Genomic DNA, 24,838 nt, shown 5'->3' with positions numbered 1-24,838 from the left:
GGGCGAATTCATTCGCCCTTTGAGACACTACCGAAAAACGGCTTTACCAAACTTTGCCGAGCACCATCGACATAGGTAAACACCACCGGCACCACCAGCAGACTTAACAAAGTAGAGCTAATCAAGCCGCCAATCACCGCCACCGCCATCGGCTGACGAAAACTGGCGTCCGCCCCCCATCCCAACGCAATCGGCAACATACCGGCAATCATGGCCACCGTGGTCATGACTATAGGCCGGGCGCGTTTATGGCAGGCATCCAGCAAGGCCTCGTGCCGACTCAGCCCATGTTCGCGCATCGCCAGCAACGCATATTCCACCAGCAGGATCGAGTTTTTGGTGACGATGCCCATCAGCATGATCAAGCCTATCATCGACGGAATATTCAACTCGCCGCCGGTCAGCAACAGTGCGACAAACGCGCCGCCCATTGACAACGGTATCGCCGACAGGATGGTCAAGGGTTGAAAGAAATCCTTGAATAGCAACACCAATACGCAAAACACGCACAGCAATCCGGTCAGCATCGCCATACCAAAACTGCTGGCCAATTCGGCCATGATTTCGGCGTCGCCGGTACGAATCAATGTAACGCTGGATGGCATATTAACCACTGCCGGCAAAGTTTTGGCAGCGGCCAGTGCCTCACCCAGGGACATGCCGCCCAGTTCGGCGTTGACCGTGACATAGCGGCGACGGTCATACCTGTCAACCTGCGCCGAACCGCTGGCTAACGTTAGCTCCGCCACACTGGACAGCGGCACCAACCTATCCCCCGCCCTTACTCTTAGATTGGCTAAGACCTGCAAATCCTGCCGCGCGGCATCGGCTATCCTTACCCGAATCGCGAGTTGGCGGTTATCCAGATTCAACTTGGCCAGTTGGGCGTCGAAATCACCGCTGGTGGCAATCCGCACCGTTTCACCGATCAGCTCGGCTGTCACGCCTAGTTCGGCAGCGCGCTGCCAGTCCGGCCGAATGGCGATTTCCGGCCGTTCCAGGCTGGCCGTGGAACTGATGCTGCTCAAGCTACCCATATTACGCAAATCGCGCTCTAAGGCCTGTGCGCTGGCCTTTAGGGCCGCCGCATTATCGCTGGACAGTATCAAAGACATCTTCTCGCCCGGCCCCCCGATGCCAATGGAGAAGCGGGCGCCGGGCACTTCGCGCAAAACTTCCCGCACCGCCTGTTCAATCTGCGATTGATGCGGCCGCTGTCCTCGCTCGCTCAAGGTTAAGGTCAGCGCGCCCTTACGTTGTTCGCCCGGTCTGGTCACACCGCCACCGACTATTTGACTGCTGCCGACCGCGGTAAAAATGTGTTCGACACCTGCCAGCGGTTGCAGAACCGTTCGCGCCGCTTCGGCGACTCGACCGGCATCGTTTATCGAACTACCCGGCGGCAACTCGAATTGCACCGTGGTGTAACCGCGATCAGCGGGCGGCACGAATCCCGCCGGGATCAAGGGCAGCAATAAGCAAGCGCCGATAAAAAACAGCGTGGAGAGCAGCATCGTCGCTTGGCGATGACGTAGCGTCCAGTGCACGGCTTGCAGGTAAATGGGCATCAATCTACCATCGACGCTGGCCGGATGATGACCTTCAGTGAGTAAATAAGCCGCCAGCATGGGCGTCAGCAAGCGCGCCACCAGCAAGGATGCCAGCACCGCAACCACCGCCGTCCAGCCGAATTGCCGGAAAAACAGCCCGGAAACCCCGTTCATCAGCGCGGTAGGCATAAACACCACCACCAACGTCAAGGTGGTGGCGATCACCGCTAGCGCGATTTCATCAACCGCTTCGGCGGCGGCCTGACGGATGCTTTTGCCCATCCGCACATGCCGGGCGATGTTTTCGATTTCCACAATCGCATCGTCCACCAATATCCCGACCACGATGGCCAAGGCCAGCATGGTCAGCATGTTCATGGAAAACCCCAGCCAATGCATCACCGCAAACGTCGGCAGAATCGACAAAGGCAGGGCCGACGCCGACACCAAAGTTGCCCGCCAATCGCGCAAGAACCACCAGACCACCAGCACCGCCAATAACGCCCCTTCGTAGAGCATCATCATCGAACCTTCATACTGCTCTTGCGAATACGCCACCGAACCGGAAATCAGCGTAAAACTCAAGGAAGGATCGGCTTCGCGCATCCGCGCCAAGGCCTGATCCACATCATTGGCGATGCGGGTTTCGTCAAAACCCTTGGCCCTGTAGATGTTGAAACCGATCAACGGTTTGCCGTCCAAGGCTGCCAATTGCGTACGCTCGGCAACGGTGTCGCGGACCGTGGCGATTTGCTCTAAGCGCACCTCGCCGCCGTTGGCTATCGGTACCGGAAAGGCCGCGAGTTCGCTGGCCTGCCGCACCGTGGCCAGTGTGCGCACGGATTGCTCCGCCAAGCCCACATTACCCCGGCCGCCGGAAGACTCCTGCTGCGCCTGTTTCAAGGCTCGCGACACATCGGTTGCGGTGACGCCCAGCGAAGCCAAGCGCACCGGATCGACTTCCAGTTGTATTTCCCGCTGCACACCGCCCAGGCGTTCGAAGCGACCGACACCAGCCACGCCCAACATGACCTTGCTGACGTTATCGTCTACCTGCCAGGATAAGGCTTCCTCGTCCAGTTTGGTCGAGGCAATCGCATAGGTCAAAATCGGCGCGCCACCCACGGTCACCGCACTGATACTAGGTTGCAGCACACTGCTCGGTAAATCCGAGCGCACCCTGTCCACCGCGTCCTTGGTTTCTATCAAGGCATCGGAAAGCTTTTTTTCCAGAATAAATTCGACATTAATTTGCACCAAACCATCGGTAATCGAGGTGCGGATATGCTTCAACCCGGACAGCGTGGCAATCGAATCCTCGACTTTGCGCGCCACTTCGGTTTCCAGCTGTGCCGGCGCCGCGCCCGGTTGGTTGAGCTTAACGATGACGCTGGGTAAATCCAGATCCGGCAAGCTCTGTATCGACAACTGCTGCAAGCCGCGTAGTCCGGCCAATGACAGCAAGATAAACAGTAAAATCGATGGAATGGGGTTGCGAATCGACCAAGAGGCAAAACTCATCAATCAACCCTCGCCGGCGCGATGTGCACGAGATCACCATCATTGAGAAAGCCGGCCCCCTCCAATACCACGCGCTCTGCTTCGCTCAAACCGTGGACGATTTCAATATCCACCCCGTACTGACGGCCGGTAGCGACCGCCTGCAAACTTACCGGGGAGGTATCGGCATCGCTGAGCAGCTTCAGCACATAGTTGCGGCCATCGCGGATCACCACGCTGGCGGCCGGCACCACCAATGCCGGACGCTGACTTAACTCGATCCGGCCATTGGCATACATGCCGGCCCGCGCCTGACTGCCCGGCAGGATGTCGGCGTACACGACGCCCAATCGCGACTGCTCGTCCAAGGCCGGCGCCAGTTGCCGCACCCTAGCTTGGGCAACGCTGCCGTCCGGCAGGCTCAGTTGTATCGCTTGCCCCGCCTGAATTTGCGCGATTTGCCCGGCGGTCAATTCACCACGCCATTCCAGGCGATTTTGCCGAATTAACCGAAACAACTCCTGCCCGCTGCCGGCCACCGCGCCCAGGGTTGCCATTCGCGCGCTAATCGCGCCGTCGTCAGGCGCCCGCACCTCGGCATAGCTTAGTTGCAACTGTTTAGCAGCCAACTGGGCCTTGATCGCATCGACCTGAATTCGGGAGGTTTCCGCTTCGGTTTCGTACCGCAACAACTCCTGTTGACTCAGCGTCGCTGCGTTTTTGAGTTTCAGCACCCGCTGTTTGTTGGTTTCGGCTTGCGCGGCGGTGGCCCGCGCCTGGGCCAGATTGGCCTGCAATTGCGCCAGATCGGCGCGCAGCATATCAGCATCGAAACGCGCCAATAGCTGACCGCGCTTGACCTGATCGCCGACATTGACATTGACTTCGATTAACCTTAATCCGGATTGCTGGGCGCCGATGACGGCTTCTTGCCAGGCCGTAATCGCCCCCGACGCTTCCAGGGTGGTCGGCCACTGCCGCCATTGCGGCACTGCCCGCGTCACCGTCAGCGCCGGCACCGTTTTTCCCGGCGCTGCTGCGCCTGGACTTTCGCGGTTTAACAACCAAACTATTAGCACCGCACAGCATGCCAGTACGGTAAAAATCCCGATAAGCAATGAACCGCGTGCCAATCCACGCTGGGAATAAAGGGTATAAAAGCTTATACGGCGGGCTAGGTGTGTCATCATGACGAAAAATCTCGGCAAACATTACTCAGCTCCAAGTCTATACGACAATTTAAAACTGAACCATCGGGTCTAGAATAAGCCAAACAGCGGCCTAGTGCTCGAAACTCAGCCGACTCGCTCGAATAAGGAAGGTTCCATGAGAAAGAAAAGTGGAGAACGTTGCCAAGCCATTCTGGATGCGGCAAAAACCCTGTTTGAAAAAGTCGGTTTCGAACAAGCGACGATGGCGGAAATCGCCGCTACTGCCGGCCACTCCAAGGCCACGCTGTACAACTATTTCAGCTCCAAGGAGCAGTTGTTTCTGGAATTGGCGCGCCGTTCCGCTGATCGCCACAGCGAGCAATTATTTTCCTTGCTGATGCCGGACTGCGGCAGTGCGCCTCTCGATACACTGCCAGACCAGGTCAACCAAGTCCTGGCACTGTTGCAACCTTCCGACGACTTGCCGGCCACTTTGCAACGTTTCGGCGAAGGCGTGATGAGCAACTTTCTGTCCTTGAAAAGTTTGGCGGCCCGACGCATGTTGATCGCAGCCGCCGCCACTCAGCCGGAAGCCGGCCGCCTGTTTTTCGAAAACGGCCCCGCCAAGGGCATGCAATTTACGGCGCAATTTTTCGCACAAGCGATGAATGCCGGCCAGTTGCGGCATGCCGACCCACATGTGGTGGCCGCGCATTTTCGCGGTTTGCTGGAATCGGAAGTCTACGAATCGGGCTTGTTCAACGCCCGCCGGGAATTGAAACCCAAACAAGTTAAAGCCACAGTCGAACGCGCCGTCAGCGCGTTTATCAGAGCCTATGCGCCGACAACCACCGATTTGACTGACGATTAGCTATTGCTTGAACACTTCGCGAAACAACTGTTGCATGGCTTCCCAAGATTGTTTGTCCGCCTCGGCATCGTAAGCGATAGGCAAATTATTGGCTTTGCCCAACCTATCGGCGTCCGGATTGCTGAAGCCGTGGCGCGCGCCGGGATAGTTAACCAAACGATAATCCACGCCGGCTTGGGTCATTTCTTTTTCAAAAGCCGCAATGCTGTCGGCGCTGACAAACTCGTCGGCCGCGCCGTTCAATACCAATACCCGCGCCTTCACCTGCCCGGCCCGCGCCGGGGTTTGCGTGGCCAGATTACCGTGAAAACTCACTACTGCCGCCAGATCGGTACTCAAGCGCGCCATATTCAAGACTGTCGCACCGCCGAAACAATAGCCTATCGCCGCAATCTTGCCCTTATCGACACTGGCTTGTTTTTGTAAAAAGGCTAAAGCCGCGGTAAAACGTAATTGCGAAATGCCCGCCCGTTCCACAACGCTGTTCATGAAGGTTGAGGCTTCGGCTGCATGCTCGCTGGATTTGCCGTCGCCGTACATATCGACCGCCAGCGCGGTATAACCCAGTTCCGCCAGCATCTTCGCGCGCTGCCGGGCGTAGTCGTTCAAGCCCCACCATTCGTGAACCACCAGCACGCCGGGCTGCTTGTCGCCTTTCGTATCGTCCCAAACCAGATAGCCTTTTAGCGTGGTATCGCCAGCGGTATAACTCACGGCTTGCTCCTGCAATGCCGCTTGCAAACCGGAACTGAACAATAAGGCCAAAAAGAATAAACTACGCATCATAAAAACCTCCTGTTGAAAAATGGCCTTACGTTTACACTGCTAACGGGCGTTGTCAATCTCTAGGGCCTTGCGACAATAAAATTCCATCGGGGCGGCGGGTTTTACAGCAACCTAGGCGCTGTGATTTCCTTTAAACGATCGGCAAACATAAACTCCATGACGCATTCCGGCCCAAAACCTATCTGGCGACAAATCCCGAAAAGCGTTTGGGCATTGGGCTTTGTCAGTATGTTGATGGATATTTCCTCGGAAATGATCCACAGCCTGCTGCCGGTATTCATGCTCACCACTCTGCATGCCAGCAGTTTGAGCATCGGTTTAATCGAAGGCGCAGCGGAAGCGACCGCGCTGATCGTCAAAGTATTTTCCGGGGTGCTCAGCGATTATTTGGGCAAGCGCAAAAGTCTGGCCTTGATAGGTTACAGCCTGGGAGCGTTGACCAAACCCCTGTTTGCCATCGCCGGCAGCAGCGGCATGGTTTTAAGCGCGCGACTGCTGGACCGGGTCGGCAAAGGCATACGCGGCGCACCGCGCGACGCACTGGTTGCCGACATCACCCCGCCGGAAATTCGCGGCGCGGCCTTTGGCCTCAGGCAATCGCTGGATACGGTCGGCTCATTTTTGGGGCCATTGCTGGCGGTGGCACTCATGCTACTGTGGGCCAACGATTTTCGGGCGGTTTTTTGGGTGGCCGTGATCCCCGGCGGGTTGTCGGTGCTGATGTTGCTGTTTGGTGTGCGCGAACCCAAGCATCTGCAGCGTTCGCAACACGGCAACCCCATCAAGCGCGCCAATCTGCAACGCTTAAATGCCGACTATTGGCGGGTAGTGATGATAGGCGCGGTGTTCACGCTAGCGCGATTCAGCGAGGCCTTTTTGGTGCTGCGCGCCCAACAAAGCGGCATTCCGATTGCGCTGTTACCCTTGGCAATGGTGGCGATGAATGTTGTGTATTCGGCCACGGCTTACCCGTTTGGCCGTCTGTCCGACCGCGTATCGCACCGGAAATTGCTGGCTTGGGGGCTGTTGGTACTCGTCGCCGCCGACCTGGTACTGGCCAGCAGCGCGGATTGGCGGATAGTGCTGGCCGGCGTTGGGCTTTGGGGGGTGCACATGGGCATGACTCAAGGCCTGCTGGCCAAAATGGTCGCGGACACTTCACCGGCCGACCTGCGCGGCACCGCTTACGGATTTTTCAATCTGGTCGGCGGCATCGCCATGCTGTTGGCGAGCATCTTGGCGGGGTTGCTGTGGGATAGCTACGGCGCCGAGTTTACGTTTTACGCGGGGGCCGGATTTTGTTTAATGGCCTTATGCATCCTCATCGCTCGTCGCCGGGGTAAAGCAGCTCATTGAGTGTTTATTGGATTGGAGCAGCCGCAGATTAAAACAGGAAAAATCCTCGAAAGATTTTGAAATAGGCCTACAAAGATGTAAGCTTTAGCGTACAAAAAAATCTCGTCAACGACTGCGCGTTTCAGCCGAATAAGTACTTAAAGCCTAGTTTGAAATACATCCTTCTCAGCCGGTTACAGCGTATCAATAAATACCAGCTTTGGCTGATTTCGGTTGCTCTGGCGACAATGCTCACCGAATCGATTGTGGCGATAATGGAATGGCTGCTGAAACGCGAAATCAGCTTCGATTATCTACTTACCGGCTTGGTCGCTTCGCTACTGGTCGCCTCTTTGATCTGCGCGATGATCATTGTTTTTTTAGACCAGTTGAGCAGTTTGAACGACGACAATATCCAATTAAGCACTATTGTCACCGCACTGCCCATTCCACTGGCGCTATTCGACGACAAGTGCAATCTGCAAATGCTGAACCCGGAATTTACCAAGGTCTTCGGGTACCGGCTCCGGGATATTCCCAACCTGTCCGCGTGGCAATTACAGGCCTTCCCCGATCCTGTTTACCGTGAAACGATTGGCGCGGAATGGCAAAAGCGCTTCGAAAATGACGACCAAGAATTTCAGCCCCTGGAAATCAAAGTTCGTTGCAAAAACGGTCTGAACAAGCACGTCATGACCACCGCCACCCGCATAGGTGGGGCCGGCAAGAAAATGCAACTGGTATTGCTCTACGATATTTCCAAACGCATCAATGCAATGAACGCGCTCGCCGAGTCGCGCAGCTTGCTGCAATCGGTGATCGAAACCATACCCATGCGGGTATTTTGGAAAGACCTGCACTCGCGCTATCTCGGCTGCAACTCGCAGTTCGCGCGAGATGGCGGTTTCACGAGAACCGAAGACCTCCTCGGTAAAGTCGATCAGCAACTATCCTGGCGAAACCAGGCTTTGCGCTATCGTGCCGACGACCGCCAGGTCATGCAATCCAATCTGCCTAAGCTGGCTTACGAAGAGCCGCAAACCACGCCTGAGGGCAAAGAGATTCTACTGAGAACATCGAAAGCGCCACTGCGCAATAGTTTGGGCGAAACCATCGGGGTATTGGGAGTATACGATGACATCACCGAGCTAAAGAAGATCGAAAACGAGTTGTGGCTGGCCAAAACCATGGTCGATAAAAGCAAGACCGCTTTCTTCTGTCTTGATTCCAAGGGCATGGTGACTTACGTCAACGATTACGCTTGTCAGTCCTTGGGCTATTCGCGGGACGAACTGGTGGGTATGGCACCCTGGGAATTCGATCCGGACCTTTTGGCCAGCGCCTGGTCAAACATCTGGCAGCGCTTGCGCGACTGCGAAATTGTCAGCCACGAAAGCCGCCATCGGCGTAAGGACGGCACGATTTTCCCAGTTGAGCTCACCTGCCACTATATCGCTCACAATGGCTTGGAACTGAGTTTTACCTTCGCGCAAAATATTAGCGAACGCAAACGCCTGGACACCGAACTGCGAATTGCCGCGACCGCTTTTGAATCGCAGGAGGGCATGATGATTACCGATGCCGATGCCGTCATTTTAAAGGTGAATAAATCCTTTACCGAGATTACCGGCTACGCCAGCGAAGAGGCCATCGGTCAAAAAATGAATATCCTCAATTCCGGCATTCACGATGCGCTGTTTTTTGCCGAAATGTGGCAATCCATTGATAACAAAGGCGTCTGGCAAGGTGAAATTTGGAATCGGCGCAAGAACGGCAATATATTTCCGGAATGGCTCACCATTAGCGCCGTGAAAAACCCGGATGGCAAAATAACCCATTATGTCGGCACGATGATGGACATAACGGCGCGTAAAGCCATAGAGCAACACATTCATCATCTGGCCCACTTCGACGCACTGACCGACTTGCCCAATCGTACCTTGCTGATCGACCGTTTGCATCAGGCTATCGCTCAGGCCAGACGCGAACGCAGTTTGCTGGCCTTGCTCTATCTGGATCTGGATAAATTCAAGCCGGTCAACGACAGCTTCGGTCACGATGTCGGCGACTTATTGCTGAAAGAGGTGGCGAATCGTCTGGAGGCTTGCGTCAAGCGGGAAACGGATACCGTATCGCGTTTGGGCGGCGATGAGTTTGTAATTTTACTCTGCCAATTGGACCGACACTCCGCGGCCGGGCTGGTGGCCGAAAGCATCTTAAGCAGTCTGAATCAGCCGTTTGTGATTCAACAACACACGCTGGATATTTCTTCCAGTATCGGCATTGCCGTTTATCCCGATGACGGCCTGGAGGCAAATAGCCTGATGAAAAACGCCGACAATGCCATGTATCAAGCCAAATGCGCGGGGCGGGGCTGCTTTCGGTTTTTTAGTTCAACGGCTGGTGGCTAATTACCGACGGAAGCCGCCGGCCCGGACAACCACAGGCCAAGCCTTGGCTCCACCGCCAGACCGTTCACGTCGGTAAATTGAAACGGTACGGAAATCAGCTCCATACCGCGATTGATCTGCACCGCAAAATGCAAATGCGGCCCGGTCGTCAAACCGGTATTGCCGGAGTAAGCGATCAGCTGCCCGGTTGCCACCCGCATTCCTGGCGTGACTTGGGCTTTTTCCAGAGCCAAATGCGCGTACACAGCCATGGAGCCGTCCTCATGCAAGATCCTGATACTGTTAGCCTTGCTGGCGTAAGCCTGGCTAGTACCATGACTGGTATAGTCATTTTCCACTTCCAGCACGATACCGCCCCGGGCTGCGTAAATCGGCGTATCAACCGGCATCATGATGTCTACCGCATAACGATTCTGTTCATCGTTATGACTGTATGGTCCATTAAAAGCTTGGGTAATTTGAAACTGTGCGCCGGCCGGCAAAGGTGGTTTATAAAGGGTTTGACTCACATAGCCGGGTAAAGGCCGCCCAACCACATAGCTATATTGCAGATTGACACTATAAAAACCGGCGCTCTGGTTGGGAATAAGCGAAAACAAGCTGCCGGACTGTCCTGATTCAACGACAAAGCGGCGCGGCAAATCCGGATTGGCGCTGACATTTTCCCGCTCACGCCAATCGACGGCCAGTTCGATAGGCCCCGGATAAGCGTTCAGCGCAAAAAAACTCGGTTGCAAATCATCGGCCGTTTTTTCCAGCCAAACGCGCTTAGGATTGGCCGCCTTTAACTGCCTGACTGCTACCGGCTGATTCGATGCGGGGGCCTGATCGGTAAAAAACCAGGTACCTTCGGCATCCTGATATTTATAAAGCTTTTTAGCTACGCCGCTACTGGACGCCAGTAACAGCGAAATCGCCAAAATACCGCGAGCAAACACTGGTCGCCACGATTATTTGCGGGTAGAACTAAAGGTGTAAGAGCGCACTACGCCTTGTGCGTCGAAACGAATCAGCAAATCCTGGGAATCGTTACCACCGAACAAAGCATATTTGTAGATCCCGTAAGTCCAGGTAGGCTTACCATCTTCCATACCGGTACGCCAAGGCGTGCCGAACATTTCGGTAATATCTTGCTTACGGGTTTGGCCGACCTTGATTTCCGGCACTCTGACGGGGGAAAACTCTTGGCCGACAGTAAAGCAACCGGTCAGTTGCGTCGTCGCAAGGCTGGCGACTAATAGAAGTGAACTAAAGCCAAAAGCGCGTGGTCCGCGTTTTGCAAGAAGATTGTTCATTGGTATTCCCTGATTGAAAAGTTGATTTATATAAACTAGCTGCTAGTGGCTTATCTTAGCCGGTTCCAGCCGCGATTCGAAAATTTTTTAGCCTCCGATAAGATGTCATCATGCCTACCGAAAACCACAATTCAGCCCTCGATAATCTGAACTTCGACAATCGCTTTATCCGCGAGCTGCCTGGTGATCCCGAACCGGATAATTTTCGGCGCCAAGTTTATGCAGCCTGCTATTCCCGGGCCAATCCGACGCCGGCGCAGCAACCCAGATTGGTCGCTTATTCCAGAGAAGTCGCGGAAGATTTGGGATTGTCTGCCGAACTCTGCGAATCGGAAGATTTTTGCCAAGTATTCGCCGGCAGCAGACTGGCAAAAGGCATGGAAGCGTATGCGATGTGCTACGGCGGCCATCAATTCGGCCATTGGGCCGGCCAACTCGGCGATGGCCGAGCCATCAACTTGGGCGAGGTGGTTAATCAGCGTAAGCAACGCTACACCTTGCAACTGAAAGGCGCAGGCGTGACGCCTTATTCCCGCAGCGCTGACGGTTTGGCGGTTCTGCGTTCTTCAATACGCGAGTTTTTGTGCAGCGAAGCCATGCATCATCTCGGTGTGCCGACCACCCGCGCCTTGAGTGTAATCCTGACCGGCAAGCAAGTGGTGCGCGACATGTTCTATGACGGTAATCCGCAAATGGAACCTGGCGCGGTGGTCTGCCGGGTGGCGCCGTCGTTCGTCCGCTTCGGCAACTTTCAAATATTCACAGCGCGCGATGACATCGACTCGCTGAAAAAACTGGTGGATTACACCATTCGCACCGATTTTCCGGAGCTGGGTGAGCCATCGATTCCTGTATACCTCGATTGGTTTAAACAAGTCTGCCGCAAAACCGCCGAGATGATCGTGCACTGGCAGCGGGTCGGTTTCGTACATGGGGTGATGAATACCGACAATATGTCGATCCTGGGCTTAACCATCGATTATGGTCCTTACGGCTGGCTTGAAAATTACGATCCGGACTGGACCCCCAACACCACCGATGCTCAGGGCCGGCGCTACCGGTTCGGCAATCAGGCGAAAATCGCCTATTGGAATTTGGTACAACTCGCCAACGCTTTGTATCCCTTGATTATGCGCGCCGAAAGTTTGCAACAAGCTTTATCGGCTTATACCGACACCTTCGACGCCGGCTGGCAGGCGATGATGGCCGCCAAATTGGGCCTAACAAGGTTCGAGCCCAGCGAAGACGAGACCTTGGTGAACGACTTAACCCAGCTCATGCAAGCCGCTGAAACCGATATGACCTTGTTTTATCGGCAGTTGGCTGATGTCGATGTCAGCACGGAAGCCAATTCGCCGGCGCAATTTTTAGCGCTGTTGCAGCGCACCAGCTACGAGCCGTTGAACGACGACCTCATGGAACAAGCTAGCCGCTGGTTCGCCATTTACCGCCTGCGCAGTCAGCGCGACGGCAGGCTACCGCTGGATCGCAGTTCAGCGATGAACGCGGTCAATCCGAAATACGTATTGCGTAATTATCTGGCGCAATTGGCTATTGACCAAGCCGAACAAGGCGATTTTTCTTTAGTTCAAGAATTGCTCGAAGTGCTGCGCCATCCTTACGTCGAACAAGCGGATAAACAGAGTTTTGCCGCTAAACGGCCCGATTGGGCTAAGCAGCGCGCCGGCTGCTCCATGCTGTCCTGCAGCTCCTAACGACTCGTCTCGGCAAATTTCGAACCAAGGTACTATGTCAACTTGTTCAAATTAGCTTATTATTCGGTCACAAAATCACGTTATTTATTTGGAATAAACTTCGGAGCAAAGCATGGCCAAAGAAATCGGCATCGTTAAAATCGCAACTGGCACCGTTACCGCCATTGCCGCCGACGGCAGTAAACGTATTTTGCAGGTCGGCGACCGCGTTTACCCAACCGATCTTTTGACCACTGCCGACGGCAGCACGGTGATGATACAACTTGCCAATGGCTCGTTTATTGATATGGGCGGCAACGACAGCATGCAGCTTGCTGCAGCGCTGCAGGAACAAGGCGAGCCGGCTCAGATCACCCAGAATCCGACACCCGCCGGTCCCAGCGCGGAAGATATTCAGGCGGCCTTACTGGCTGGCGCCGATCCAACCACAATAGCTGAAGCGACTGCCGCTGGCGGTGCGCCGGCAGCAGGAGGCGCGCCTGGGGCAGGTAACGAAGGCCATGTGCCTGTTATCGTCGAATATCTCAACCCAGTAGCACCGGTCACGAATGGTTTCGATACCACAGGTCCCAATGTCGCATTTCCGCCGATTGTGCCCGAAGTTTTGATTTTGAATCCGGAGCAGGCCGCGGCAACCTCCGGCAACCAGCCGCCTATTGCAGGCAATGACAGCGTTACAGGCTTAACACCCGGCAGCAGTGTTACGATCAACGTGCTAGGCAACGACAATGACCCGGATGGCACGCTCAACCCCGCCAGCGTGCAAATCGTCGGCAGTAACGGACCCGGTCAACCACTAGTTGTGCCTGGCCAGGGTATTTGGACTGTCGACACGACTACAGGCTCGATTACTTTTACGCCAACCCCCGGCTTTACCGGTAATCCGACTCTGATCACCTACACCGTAGAGGACAATTTGGGCCTGGAGTCCAATCCCGCCGAGGTCAGCATTGTTTACGTGCCTACTGTCAGTGTCAGCGACGTCATCGTGGACGAAAGTGACGCTAGCTTACCCCCTGCCGAGACCGGCACTCTGCGTATTAACGGCCAAGCACCAACATCGGTTGTCTTGTCGGCCAGCGGGGCAACCTGGGACGCCGCTACGCAAACCCTGACAGCCAGCGACGGTTCTTATCAGGTAATTGTGAACAATGACAGTTACACCTTTACCTTGCTAAACGCTTTGACCCACATAAACACAGGCGCACCGGAATCGCCGGCTATTGGCTTTACATTTTCCGCGACGTTAACCGATCAGGACGGAAGGGTCGCGAATACGACGTTTAGTGCGAACGTGTTTGATGATGCGCCCTTCGTCAAAAACAGCAACGGGAATTTACAAGATGCCGCAGGTCAAACATTAACGGGCTTGATTGATTACGATCTGGGTTTTGACGGCTTTGGGAGTGCCGGTGGTGTAAATTTGACAAACAATAATGGGGCGTTAACGTCTCGAGCAGACGGTATTTCTTATTTGATTGTCGATAGCAACGGCGACCAGTTACAAGAACTTTATGCTTTTGTCGATAACGGTGCCCTGACGACCACATTTGCCGACCTCAGCGCTGACCGCATGGTATTTTCGCTGCTGCCTACAGTTAACGGCGCCGTAGATGGTGCGTACAAATTGGAATTGCACGATGTTTTGGATTTGCCTGCTGCGCCGAGCACCACTCTAGATTTTGGCAGCGCCGCGCTGGCTTTCGGTGCCGGAAAAGTTGCTGTAGGGAATTCTCTGCTTGTTGAGGGCAGCAACTTGTTTATCGACTCAGCAAACAATGACGTCGGTGTGGGTGATAGATTTTTGGATGCATCGGAAGTAATAACCTACAGGTTTGGTACTGTCGGCGGTTTCGATATTACATCTCCGCAATTAGTAAACTCGGTACAACTCAATGAAGCCGATGTTGGTAGTGCTTTGGATGTTTTTAGCTGGACAGCTTATAGGGGGCTAACCCAAGTTGATACTGGAACGGTTGTATTTAGCACGCCTGCTGGAGGTGGGCTTACGGACCCGATTGATGTGGTTGGTGGATACGACAGGCTGGAAATCCAGGTTAATTTTGGCAAGCTCGCGGTGGGAGGCCTGCAATATACCAGCGTAGCGCCACAAAACCTGCAATTACAGTTTGGTTTTAGTGCAACAGATGGTGATGGCGATAGCACCCGCGTTGGTAGCTTTACCGTCGATACCGGCGCATTGCTCAATACTGGCATCAGCAGTGTGCTGCCTGATTTGCAACACCCCGATAGCGTTATTCATTAATCAAGCGCATTTCGCAACAAAAAGCCGGCATAAGCCGGCTTTTTGTTGTCTGGGAACCAGCTTTAATCTGCTTTGCGCTGTTTTCCGTAGCCTACCATACCAATCAGACCAGACAAAAACAGCCATGTTGCGGCCGGCAAAGGTACTGCCGAAGTCGTATACGTAATAGTGGCCTGGACAAAAGGGTTGCTGCCTTGTCCAGCATTCAAGTCCGCGGTCACATCAGGTGACAGTGCCAAGGTGATAAGGATTTTGTTGTCCTGTGTCCAACTCTGCAATAAAGCACCCGGTAGCAGCGTGCTCCGCGACCACTCGACCAAATCGGCGTTTGTAACCGTGCTGTAATTGTTGGCGTCCACAAAGACAGAACTAGAGTTAACGGGTGGAGCAATAGGAGCAAATTTCAGATTGCTGATCACACTTTCGAATGTAACGGCGATGTTCTCAGGATTGGCAGTAGATGCGTTGATCGAGTAATCTCCACGCGCATGGACAGTGAAGCTGCCGGCCACTAAATCCGCCAAAGGCGCATTATCAATAGCGAAAGTAAAAACCTGTCCATCCAGGGTTTGCTGGAACTCAGTGGAGGTAAAGCTGACCAGCCCAGCACTAGCTTCTATGCTTGCCGTAGAAAGAAACAAGGCAACCAAGGGTTTAACTAGTTGATTACGCATAGGGATTTCCTTAAAAATGAGTACTGGCACAAATTTTACGTCATGTCGGCTTGCAAAGCCACCTGTACTTAAGGGCTGAAGCTCATTAAACCCAATGCAATTCTGACCATACAATAACCTTTTGCCTGCTTCGAAAAACTAAACCGCTGCGTTTTTTGGCTACACCCAGGTTTTACCTGGATTCTAGCCGGATTTGCCGGCAGCGGATTACTAAAAAAATATGCTCAAACCAGCCATTTCGGGTATCCTTTTTAAGCTAATCCAACGTTTTCCAAGGTTCCGTAATGACCAACAATACCGATATTGCCGCCAAACACGATATTGATCCTGCTGAAACCCTAGAATGGATGGAGGCACTGCAAGCGGTGATAGAAAAAGAAGGCGGCGACCGCGCCAGTTTTCTGATTGAAACCCTGCTCAGTACCGCCAGACAAGCCGGCATGGACATTCCGTTCTCGGCTAATACGCCTTACATCAACACCATCCCGATAGATAGGCAACCCAAATTTCCCGGCAACACCGACATCGAGCGCACCATCCGCTCTTACGTGCGCTGGAATGCGATGATGATGGTGTTGCGCGCCAACAAATACACCAATGTCGGCGGCCATATCGCCAGTTTCGCTTCCGCCGTCACCTTATACGATGTCGGGCAAAATCATTTCTGGAACGCCCCCTCGGACAAACACGGCGGCGACCTGATTTTCTCGCAAGGTCATTCCGCGCCCGGCACTTATGCTCACGCCTTCTTGCTGGGCCGCTTGAGCGAAGAGCAAATGGACAGCTTTAGACAAGAAGTCGGCGGCAACGGCTTATCGTCTTACCCGCACCCGTGGTTGATGCCGGACTTCTGGCAATTCCCCACCGTATCGATGGGCCTTGGCCCGATCATGGCAATCTACCAAGCCCGCTTCATGCGCTACATGCAAAACCGCGGCTTTGCCAACACCGAAGGCCGTAAAGTCTGGGCCTTCCTGGGCGACGGCGAAACCGACGAACCGGAAACTCTGGGCGCGATCGGCATGGCAGGCCGGGAAAAACTGGATAACCTGATTTTCGTCGTCAACTGCAACCTGCAACGTCTGGACGGTCCGGTACGCGGCAACGGCAAGATTATTCAAGAACTGGAAGCCAACTTCCGCGGCGCCAACTGGAACGTTATCAAAGTGATCTGGGGCCGGCGCTGGGACGCGATTCTGTCCCGCGACAAGGACGGTTTGGTGGTTAAACGCATGATGGAATGCGTGGACGGCGACTACCAAACCTTCAAATCCAAGGACGGCGCCTACGTCCGGGAAAAATTCTTCAACACCCCCGAACTGCAGGAACTCGTCAAGGATTACACCGACCGCGACATCTGGGAATTGAATCGCGGCGGCCACGACCCGATCAAAGTCTTCGCGGCCTTCAACGCGGCGGTCAACCATACCGGCCAACCCACCGTGGTTCTGGCTAAAACCATCAAGGGTTACGGCATGGGCGACTCAGGACAAGCGCAAAACACCAGCCATCAACAAAAGAAGATGAGCATGGAATCGATCAAATACATCCGCGACCGCTATCAATTGCCGGTCAGCGACGAAGAGTTGATCAATCTGCCTTACCTGCGTTTTGCGGAAGACTCTGCGGAACTCAATTACCTGCGCCAACGCCGCGTCGATCTGGGCGGTTATCTGCCGGCTCGCCGCGCCAAGTCCTACCCGCTCGAAGTACCGGCCTTATCCGCTTTCAAAGCGCTATTGGACGGCACCGGCGAAGGTCACGAGATTTCCACCACCATGGCCTTTGTGCGCATTTTGAACATCCTGGTCAAGGACAAACAAATCGGTAAGCGCGTAGTACCGATTGTCCCGGACGAGTCGCGCACTTTTGGTATGGAAGGCATGTTCCGGCAGTTGGGTATCTGGTCTCAAGTCGGCCAGCTCTACACCCCGCAAGACGCCGAGCAACTGATGTTTTACAAGGAAGACAAGCACGGCCAGGTGTTGCAGGAAGGTATCAACGAAGCGGGCGGCCTGTGCGACTGGATTGCAGCCGGTACCGCCTATTCAACCCACGGCGTACCGATGATTCCGTTTTTCATCTATTACTCGATGTTCGGTTTCCAACGGGTCGGCGATCTGATTTGGGCCGCGGCCGACCAACGTACCCGCGGTTTCCTGCTGGGCGGCACCGCCGGCAGAACCACCTTGAACGGCGAAGGTTTGCAGCATGAAGACGGCCACAGCCATCTGATGTCGGCGACCGTGCCAAACTGCTATTCCTACGATCCGACCTTTGCCTGCGAATTAGCAGTGATCATTCAGGACGGTTTGCGCCGGATGTATGTAGAACAGGAGGATATTTTCTATTACATCACCTTGATGAACGAAAACTACGACCAGCCGGCCATGCCCGAAGGCGCGGAAGCCGACATTCTGAAAGGCATGTATTTGTTCAAGAAAGGTCCGAACAGCAAAAAACCGCGCGTGCAATTGCTGGGCTCCGGCACCATCTTTATCGAAGTCATTGAAGCCGCCAAACTGCTGCACGATGATTGGGGCGTGGACGCCGACATCTGGAGCTGCCCAAGCTTTACCGAGCTGGCTCGCGACGGCCAAACCTGCGAGCGCTGGAACCGTTTGCATCCGACCGAAAAGCCGCGCATCACGCATATCGAGCATTGCCTGGATAGCACCAAGGGTCCGATCATCGCCGCTACCGATTACATGCGCGCATTTGCCGAACAAATTCGCCCTTGGGTGAATCGCTCTTACACGGTGTTGGGTACTGACGGTTTCGGCCGCTCGGACACCCGCGCCAAGCTGCGTAGCTTCTTCGAAGTGGACAGATACCACGTTGCCGTTGCCGCCTTGCACAGCCTGGCGCAAGCCGGCGAGTTCGACGCCGCGAAAGTCGAGGTAGCCATTGCTAAATACAACATCAACCCTGACGCAACCGCCCCTTGGTTGATCTAACGGAAAGCGACATATGAGTTCTGTAATTGAAATAAAGGTCCCCGACGTCGGCAATGTCCCTGAAATCGACATCGTCGAGGTGCTGATCAAGCCCGGCGACGTGGTCGCGGTGGAACAAACCCTGGCGGTGATGGAGACCGACAAAGCGACGATGGATTTACCGTCCAGCGCGGCCGGCACCATCAAAACCGTGCATATCAAACCCGGCGATAAAGTCTCCGAAGGCACACTGATCGCTACTCTTGAAGCAGGCGAGGCAGCCGCTGCAGTTCCCGCCGAACCGGCACAGACTGTAACACCTGCCCCAGTTGAACCGAGCTCTGCACCGGTTGCGGAAGCCCCAAAAGTAGAACCTGCCCAACCAGCCGCAGCGCCTGTTGCGCCCGTGGCAAGTAGCAATGAAGGGTTTAAAGCACACGCCACCCCCAGCGTCAGACTGTTTGCCCGCGAATTGGGCGTGGACCTGAGCAAAATCCAAACCGGCAGCGGCCGTAAAGGCCGTATCCTGCAAGACGATGTGAAAAACTTCGTCAAGCAAGTCATGGCCTCCGGAGGTTCGACCAGCGGTGGCGCAGGCATACCGGCCATTCCGGCAGTAGATTTCACCCAATTTGGCGAAATCGAGGAAAAACCGCTCAGCAAAATCAAGCGTCTGACCGGCCAAAACCTGACCCGTGTCTGGTTAAACCTGCCTCTGGTGACCTATCACGACGAAGTGGCCATCGACGCGATGGAAGACTTCCGCAAATCGGTCAACGCTGGCTTAGCGAAGGACGCCGTTAAAGTCACCGGCCTAATCTTCATCATGAAGGCGCTGGTAGCGGCAATGCAAAAATACCCATCCTTCAATAGCTCATTGTCTCCAGACGGCGAAAAACTGATCTTCAAACATTACTTCCATATCGGTATTGCCGTGGATACCCCGAACGGCTTAGTCGTGCCGGTGATTCGCGATGTCGATAAAAAAGGTATTTTCCAATTATCCAACGAGCTAGCCGAAAAAAGCGAACTGGCCAGAACCGGCAAATTGAAACCTGCCGATATGCAAGGCGGCTGTATGACCATCTCCAGCCTGGGCGGCATCGGCGGCACCGCGTTTACCCCCATCGTCAACGCGCCGGAAGTGGCGATTTTGGGTGTGACCCGCTCCAAGGTACAACCGGTGTGGAACGGCAAGGAATTCGAACCGAAATTGATGCTGCCATTGGACATTACCTACGACCATCGCGTCATAGACGGCGCAGAGGGTGCGCGTTTTATGGAAGCATTGAAATCTTATCTGGGCGACATTCGCCGGCTGTTATTGTAGGAGTAGGGATATGAGCAATTCTGTCACGCATGCCGAAGTACTGGTTCTGGGCGGCGGCCCTGGTGGCTATACTGCGGCGTTCCGCGCTGCCGATTTGGGCAAACAAGTGGTGCTGGTCGAACGCTATCCTGTGTTAGGCGGCGTTTGTCTGAACGTTGGCTGCATCCCGTCCAAGGCCTTGCTGCATGCCGCGCAAATCATCCACGAAGCCGAGGCGATGGCAGAACACGGCGTCAGTTTTGGCAAACCGGCTGTCGATCTGGATAAAATCAGAGGCTGGAAACAAAGCGTCAGCCAAAGCCTGAATCAAGGTTTGGGCAAATTGGCCAAGCAACGCAAAGTCACCGTAATCAATGGCGTGGGTAAATTTGCCTCGGCCAACAGTTTGACGGTGACCAGTGAGGCCGGCGTGCAAACCATCACGTTCGACAACGCGATCATCGCCGCCGGTTCGCAGCCGACCAAAATCCCCAGCTTTCCGCATGACGATCCTCGGGTTTGGGATTCCACTGACGCACTGGAATTGAAATCAGTACCGGAAAAACTATTGATCGTCGGCGGCGGTATTATCGGCCTGGAAATGGCGACTGTTTACCATGCGCTGGGTTCGAAAATCAGTGTCGTGGAATTGATGGATCAGATTATCCCCGGCTGCGACAAAGATTTGGTCACACCGCTGCAACGCAAAATCAAAAAGCAGTATGAAAACCTATGGCTACAAACCAGCGTTAAGGCGATGGAAGCTACCGATGCCGGCATTAAAGTCACGATGGAAGGCAAAGGCGCACCGGAATCCGAAGTGTTCGATGCGGTCTTAGTGGCGGTGGGCCGCCGTCCCAACGGCAAACTGATCGACGCCGATAAGGCGGGTGTCAATGTTGACGAGCGTGGCTTCATCCCGGTGGACAAGCAAGGCCGCACCAACGTAAGCAATATTTTTGCGATCGGCGACATCGTCGGCAATCCGATGCTGGCCCACAAAGCCACTCACGAAGGTAAAATCGCCGCCGAAGTCATTGCCGGGCACAAAGCCGGTTTCGACGCACTAACCATTCCTTCGGTCGCTTACACCGATCCGGAAGTAGCTTGGATGGGCCTAACCGAAACCCAGGCGCAGCAGCAAGGCGTGGAATTCAACAAAGCCGTATTCCCATGGGCCGCCAGTGGCCGATCTTTGGCGCTGGGCCGTAGCGAAGGTATTACCAAAATCCTGACCGACAAAACCACCGGCCGTATTCTCGGCGCCGGCTTTACCGGGCCAGGTGCGGGCGAATTAGTGGCAGAAGCTGTGTTGGCTTTGGAAATGGGTGCAGATGCGACAGACATTAGCCTCAGCATCCACCCACATCCCACTTTATCGGAAACCTTTGCGTTTGCGGCGGAAATGATAGAGGGGACGATTACCGACCTGTATGTAAAGAAATAGTGCTTATTTTGCTAAACGCAAAATTCGTGAGTGGGTTCAACGTCAGCCTGCCATTTTTTGGTGAGAACGCCGACGTCATATAGAAGGAACAGCGAGTGGAAAAATTTGTCTTTGGGGCTGGCGAAGATGACAGAAAAAGGTTATTGAATTTCGTTGATGCTCTGCAGCAGTTTTTAGAGAAGGTGATAAATAACGGCGAGTATTTTCAGCCGAAATTTCGCGACGATTATAAAAAAGCCTGGATCGAGCTAAATCCGAACTTTTCGGCGCTAAAAGACGGCTTGCAACGTGCGGAAACCCACACCTTGTTAGCGCAAGGCTTATTGGGAACCCAGCTAAATCTAAAGCTCGCCGTCATCAATCATTTTTTAGGCGAGTTTTTGCTGTACGGAATAGAAATTATCGGCGGCCACAAACTGCTTGAAAGACTTTTAGGTGTTGTCAGCAAATTACTGGCAAACATGGCAACCGCAGTGGGCACCGGCTTAGCCATTCAGAGCTTCGTAGATTTTCTTGTTGCCATGATCAAGGAAGACAGCTAGTGATTGTTCGCTTAGGCAATGCCTAAGCGAACGAAACCCGAACCACTAAAACGCTATTCAAGCGGCTTTCTTAACTTCTACGCCTCTAGCCAACAAGCCATCTCTACCCTTCTCCGCCAAAGCCAGGATTTGATAAGCCAAATCTTCGGCGATATTCAATTGCTTTAAAGAAGCGGCCAAATGCTCCATCACGATGTCGTAATGGAAATCTTCAGGACCGAGCTTGATCAAAAAACTATGAGCCGGCGTTAACAACGTGATGCTTCTTATCTCTTGCCCGCCAACGATATCCAGCAGGAAGGCAAAATCGTTGCCGGTAACCAAACTCGGTTTGGCGTTGGTGCGGGCAAACGCTGCCGTAAAATACCCATCCAATGCCTCTAATACTCTATCATCGTCACTATTTAAGCTATTGAAGTAAGCTTTCAAATAGGCTTTTAGCGCATCAGCCTGCTCAGCAGCCGGGCGGGTAAAGAAGAAGCGGTTAATCCGATAGTCGTCCAGCATTTTTGCATAAAACACATCGACTATTTTACCCATCAGGACGTGGTCGCTGAGAGCGGCGCGCAAGGCATGGATATGAGGTGCTACAGTTGCGTTCATATTTTTCTCCGGATGATAGTTTTAATATACATCCTGAGCTTTCCAGTCACGGCGCTTTTGTCAACCTTTTAACCGGATTATCACTATACAAAAGCCGTACACGCAACTTTACAAATACTAACCAGCTAACAAAGCACCTAAAGCCCAAACGGCACTATTTTTTCGGCACATAGCCTTCCGGCAACTCGAAACCACCGGCAAACAAAAATTTCTCGCGCTCGGCTTCCAATATTTTTTTCGCAGCCGGATCGAAACTGGACAGCCGCTGCTCGTTAATTATCATGGTTTGCATCGCTAACCAGTCCTTCCAGGCCTGTTTCGACACATGCTCGAAAATGCGTTGGCCGTTGACACCCGGAAACGGTGGCGCATCCAGACCCTCAGCCTCAACGCCCAGTTTTACGCATTTAATCATTCTCGTCATTTTGATCCTCTGTGACATGTTGTTGCAGCAGACGCTTGATCGGCGCCGGCAAACCTAAAGTAGTAATCTCGGCGGTTTTATACCAAACCGCCCGCTCGCCTTCCATCACATTGTTTATGGGGTTTTCCAACTTTGCCAGGATCGGTGTGTAATCCAGATGATAATGCGAGAAACTGTGGCGCTGGTCTGGCAAAGTCTGCAAGGCGTGCATTTGGTAATGGCGTTGCAGACACCAATCTTGCAAAGCCTGCGGATCATCAAATTCCGGCAGACTCCATAGCCCACCCCAAATACCGGTCGGCGGCCGCCTTTCCAGTAAAATCCGGTTTTCCTTGTCTAGCAACAGCAAAAAATATAATTGTTTGACCGGTACGTCCTTGCGAGGCTTGGGGCCTGGTAACTGTTTTACTAAGGCCAACTGCCTAGCCTGACAGCCTTCTGCAACGGGGCAGATCTCGCATAGCGGCTTACTGCGGGTGCAGAGCGTAGCGCCCAAATCCATCATTGCCTGGGTGTAGTCGCCGGTTCTTTGCGTCGGCGTATAGCGCTGACTAATTTGCCAAAGCTGCGCAGCCACTTTATTGTCACCTGGCCAGCCATGCACGGCATGAAACCGCGCCAACACGCGCTTGACGTTGCCGTCCAATATGGGCTGGCTTTGCCCGCAAGCGATGCTGAGTATCGCCCCCGCAGTGGAGCGGCCGATGCCAGGCAAGGCACTTAGCTCTGCGACGGTTTGCGGGAATACGCCGGCATTGCCGGCAACGATTTGCGCGGTTTTGTACAGATTTCTGGCGCGCGCATAATAGCCAAGCCCGGACCAGTGCTGTAAGACTTCGTCCAGTTCTGCGCTTGCCAGGCTTTGCACCGTCGGAAACCTGGCGACGAAGCGATTGAAATATGCAATCACGCTGACTACTTGCGTTTGCTGCAACATAATCTCCGACACCCACACTCGATAAGGATTAATGTCCCGTTGCCATGGCAAATCCTTACGGCCATGATTATCAAACCAGCTAAAGAGTTTTTGTTGGAATTGTTCGGGGGACATGATGCCGTTTGGGAGAAGGGAAAAAATCAATTACGCATTGCCTCTGAATAGTACCGTAAAGGATTTAGATAAGGCAAAAAACCGGTTTTCGTCTGTGGTCTCTGAGCCGGAAACAGCCAGACAGTGTTTGAACTTCTAAAGTTTAGCACTGAGGGTTATCCGCTTTTTTGTGTGATATTCTCTACCTAAGGAATCACGCCCATTCAACGAGCTAATGATTGATTCAAATGCAGTCCCCTACAAACTGGAGTTGAAACGCCTATGTTTTCTTTGATTTCCTCATCAAGCAATGCATGGCAGCGGGCCGCCCAGCTATTCATTACGATTGCCAGCATTCTGACAATAGGCAAATTAATTACGCTAGTACCGGTAATGACGGAATTGGAAGTGGCCGGCGTATTCAAGGCCGCGGCCGTAGTCTGGTTTTTTGCCAGGCTGGCAGCATTAATCTTGTTTTATTTTTTTGCCGGCTACGTGATAGAGGCCATTCCCAACAGCGGCGGTGCGTTGTCATTTGCCAAAGGTATCGCCGAGCCGCTAACCGCTCTGTTGATTTTGATTACCGTACAGGCATTGTTTTGGGAGTTATTGGCGCCGTTCGTCGATAGCTTGGGTAGAACGATTTACCATAGTAGCGCGATCATTCTGATCGTAAGTGTCAGTATTTGGTTTGTGGTCAGGGCGTATAGCCATGCAACTTACTTGGTCGATACCGTTGCCAAGCTGGTTAAAATGTTATCACGGCTTCTCCCCCAGCAAAACCCGGCCTGTCAGCAATGCGGCGCCGACATTAGCGCAAATACTCATTTTTGTAATGCCTGCGGACATAAAACCCAATCATCCAATACATGTCCCGCGTGCGAAGCGAAGGTTTCGGTTGATCAACAATATTGCCAAAATTGCGGATCTAAGCTTGGCAATACAACAGTTACGGACAGCTGAGGAAAACTAGATCTACAGCTGAAGTCGCAA

19 protein-coding genes are annotated in these 24,838 nt (G+C 53.7%); 10 read left to right on the top strand and 9 right to left on the bottom strand.

Going from position 1 to position 24,838, the window contains the following annotated elements; genetic code table 11:
• Positions 1-8: 8 nt before the first annotated feature.
• Together QLH52_RS07410 and QLH52_RS07405 are read right to left on the bottom strand one after the other, a co-directional pair.
• Positions 9-3,071, bottom strand: coding sequence for an efflux RND transporter permease subunit (locus QLH52_RS07410; RefSeq protein WP_319961095.1), 3,063 nt, complete (start codon positions 3,069-3,071; stop codon positions 9-11).
• On the bottom strand, positions 3,071-4,240 hold the full coding sequence (locus QLH52_RS07405) for an efflux RND transporter periplasmic adaptor subunit (protein ID WP_225892967.1): 1,170 nt from the start codon (positions 4,238-4,240) through the stop codon (positions 3,071-3,073). The genes QLH52_RS07410 and QLH52_RS07405 overlap by 1 nt, the downstream gene beginning before the upstream one ends.
• Before the next feature lie 136 nt (positions 4,241-4,376).
• On the opposite strand from QLH52_RS07405, the gene QLH52_RS07400 reads away from it, so the two are divergent.
• Complete coding sequence (locus QLH52_RS07400; RefSeq protein ID WP_319961094.1) at positions 4,377-5,072, top strand: TetR/AcrR family transcriptional regulator; 696 nt, start codon at positions 4,377-4,379, stop codon at positions 5,070-5,072.
• Here QLH52_RS07400 and QLH52_RS07395 read toward each other — a convergent pair whose 3' ends face one another.
• Positions 5,073-5,858, bottom strand: a complete 786-nt coding sequence (locus QLH52_RS07395; RefSeq protein WP_319961093.1) for a dienelactone hydrolase family protein — start codon at positions 5,856-5,858, stop codon at positions 5,073-5,075.
• 156 nt (positions 5,859-6,014) lie between these two features.
• Between QLH52_RS07395 and QLH52_RS07390 the strand changes: the two genes are divergently transcribed.
• Together QLH52_RS07390 and QLH52_RS07385 are read left to right on the top strand one after the other, a co-directional pair.
• Entirely contained in the window at positions 6,015-7,214 is a 1,200-nt protein-coding gene (locus tag QLH52_RS07390) for an MFS transporter (RefSeq protein ID WP_319961092.1), read from the top strand.
• A gap of 149 nt (positions 7,215-7,363) precedes the next feature.
• Entirely contained in the window at positions 7,364-9,604 is a 2,241-nt protein-coding gene (locus tag QLH52_RS07385) for a PAS domain S-box protein (RefSeq protein WP_319961091.1), read from the top strand.
• Here QLH52_RS07385 and QLH52_RS07380 read toward each other — a convergent pair.
• Together QLH52_RS07380 and bamE are read right to left on the bottom strand one after the other, a co-directional pair.
• Entirely contained in the window at positions 9,601-10,542 is a 942-nt protein-coding gene (locus QLH52_RS07380; protein ID WP_319961090.1) for a peptidoglycan DD-metalloendopeptidase family protein, read from the bottom strand. The genes QLH52_RS07385 and QLH52_RS07380 overlap by 4 nt on opposite strands.
• Positions 10,543-10,554: 12 nt before the next feature.
• Positions 10,555-10,899: an outer membrane protein assembly factor BamE domain-containing protein gene (gene bamE, locus QLH52_RS07375; RefSeq protein WP_319961089.1), complete on the bottom strand. Its 345-nt coding sequence runs from the start codon at positions 10,897-10,899 to the stop codon at positions 10,555-10,557.
• Positions 10,900-11,009: 110 nt separating this feature from the next.
• On the opposite strand from bamE, the gene QLH52_RS07370 reads away from it, so the two are divergent.
• Complete coding sequence (locus QLH52_RS07370; protein ID WP_319961088.1) at positions 11,010-12,614, top strand: protein adenylyltransferase SelO; 1,605 nt, start codon at positions 11,010-11,012, stop codon at positions 12,612-12,614.
• 112 nt (positions 12,615-12,726) lie between these two features.
• The gene (locus QLH52_RS07365; RefSeq protein WP_319961087.1) at positions 12,727-14,880 is read left to right on the top strand and encodes a retention module-containing protein; all 2,154 of its coding nucleotides are present in this window, start codon (positions 12,727-12,729) and stop codon (positions 14,878-14,880) included.
• 62 nt (positions 14,881-14,942) lie between these two features.
• Here the strand turns inward: QLH52_RS07365 and QLH52_RS07360 are convergent, their stop codons facing one another.
• Complete coding sequence (locus QLH52_RS07360; RefSeq protein ID WP_033158243.1) at positions 14,943-15,554, bottom strand: VPLPA-CTERM sorting domain-containing protein; 612 nt, start codon at positions 15,552-15,554, stop codon at positions 14,943-14,945.
• Positions 15,555-15,838: 284 nt separating this feature from the next.
• On the opposite strand from QLH52_RS07360, the gene aceE reads away from it, so the two are divergent.
• The 4 genes from aceE to QLH52_RS07340 all read left to right on the top strand — a co-directional run bounded on the left by aceE (position 15,839) and on the right by QLH52_RS07340 (position 21,788).
• Entirely contained in the window at positions 15,839-18,511 is a 2,673-nt protein-coding gene (gene aceE, locus QLH52_RS07355; protein ID WP_033158244.1) for a pyruvate dehydrogenase (acetyl-transferring), homodimeric type, read from the top strand.
• A gap of 13 nt (positions 18,512-18,524) precedes the next feature.
• A complete protein-coding gene (locus QLH52_RS07350; RefSeq protein ID WP_319961086.1) occupies positions 18,525-19,820 on the top strand; it encodes a 2-oxo acid dehydrogenase subunit E2 in 1,296 nt (431 codons plus the stop codon).
• A 10-nt stretch (positions 19,821-19,830) separates the two neighbouring features.
• Positions 19,831-21,246 carry a dihydrolipoyl dehydrogenase gene (gene lpdA / locus QLH52_RS07345; RefSeq protein WP_319961085.1) on the top strand — a complete coding sequence of 472 codons (1,416 nt, stop codon included), beginning with the start codon at positions 19,831-19,833 and terminating at the stop codon, positions 21,244-21,246.
• Positions 21,247-21,341: 95 nt separating this feature from the next.
• Positions 21,342-21,788: a hypothetical protein gene (locus QLH52_RS07340; protein WP_033158250.1), complete on the top strand. Its 447-nt coding sequence runs from the start codon at positions 21,342-21,344 to the stop codon at positions 21,786-21,788.
• A 57-nt stretch (positions 21,789-21,845) separates the two neighbouring features.
• Here QLH52_RS07340 and QLH52_RS07335 read toward each other — a convergent pair whose 3' ends face one another.
• The 3 genes from QLH52_RS07335 to mutY form a co-directional block, all read right to left on the bottom strand.
• On the bottom strand, positions 21,846-22,391 hold the full coding sequence (locus QLH52_RS07335; protein WP_319961084.1) for a globin family protein: 546 nt from the start codon (positions 22,389-22,391) through the stop codon (positions 21,846-21,848).
• Between the two features lie 154 nt (positions 22,392-22,545).
• Complete coding sequence (locus tag QLH52_RS07330) at positions 22,546-22,815, bottom strand: oxidative damage protection protein (RefSeq protein WP_205451726.1); 270 nt, start codon at positions 22,813-22,815, stop codon at positions 22,546-22,548.
• The gene (gene mutY, locus QLH52_RS07325; RefSeq protein ID WP_319961083.1) at positions 22,799-23,866 is read right to left on the bottom strand and encodes an A/G-specific adenine glycosylase; all 1,068 of its coding nucleotides are present in this window, start codon (positions 23,864-23,866) and stop codon (positions 22,799-22,801) included. The genes QLH52_RS07330 and mutY overlap by 17 nt, the downstream gene beginning before the upstream one ends.
• Positions 23,867-24,127: 261 nt before the next feature.
• Here mutY and QLH52_RS07320 point away from each other — a divergent pair, with 261 nt between their 5' ends.
• Positions 24,128-24,808, top strand: coding sequence for a zinc ribbon domain-containing protein (locus tag QLH52_RS07320; protein WP_319961082.1), 681 nt, complete (start codon positions 24,128-24,130; stop codon positions 24,806-24,808).
• Positions 24,809-24,838 lie beyond the last annotated feature (30 nt).

Origin of the sequence: Methylomonas defluvii, assembly GCF_033949435.1 — a bacterium.
GTDB lineage: Bacteria > Pseudomonadota > Gammaproteobacteria > Methylococcales > Methylomonadaceae > Methylomonas > Methylomonas defluvii.
Note: the sequence above shows the minus strand (reverse complement) of the source record. Positions and strands in the feature narration are given on the sequence as shown.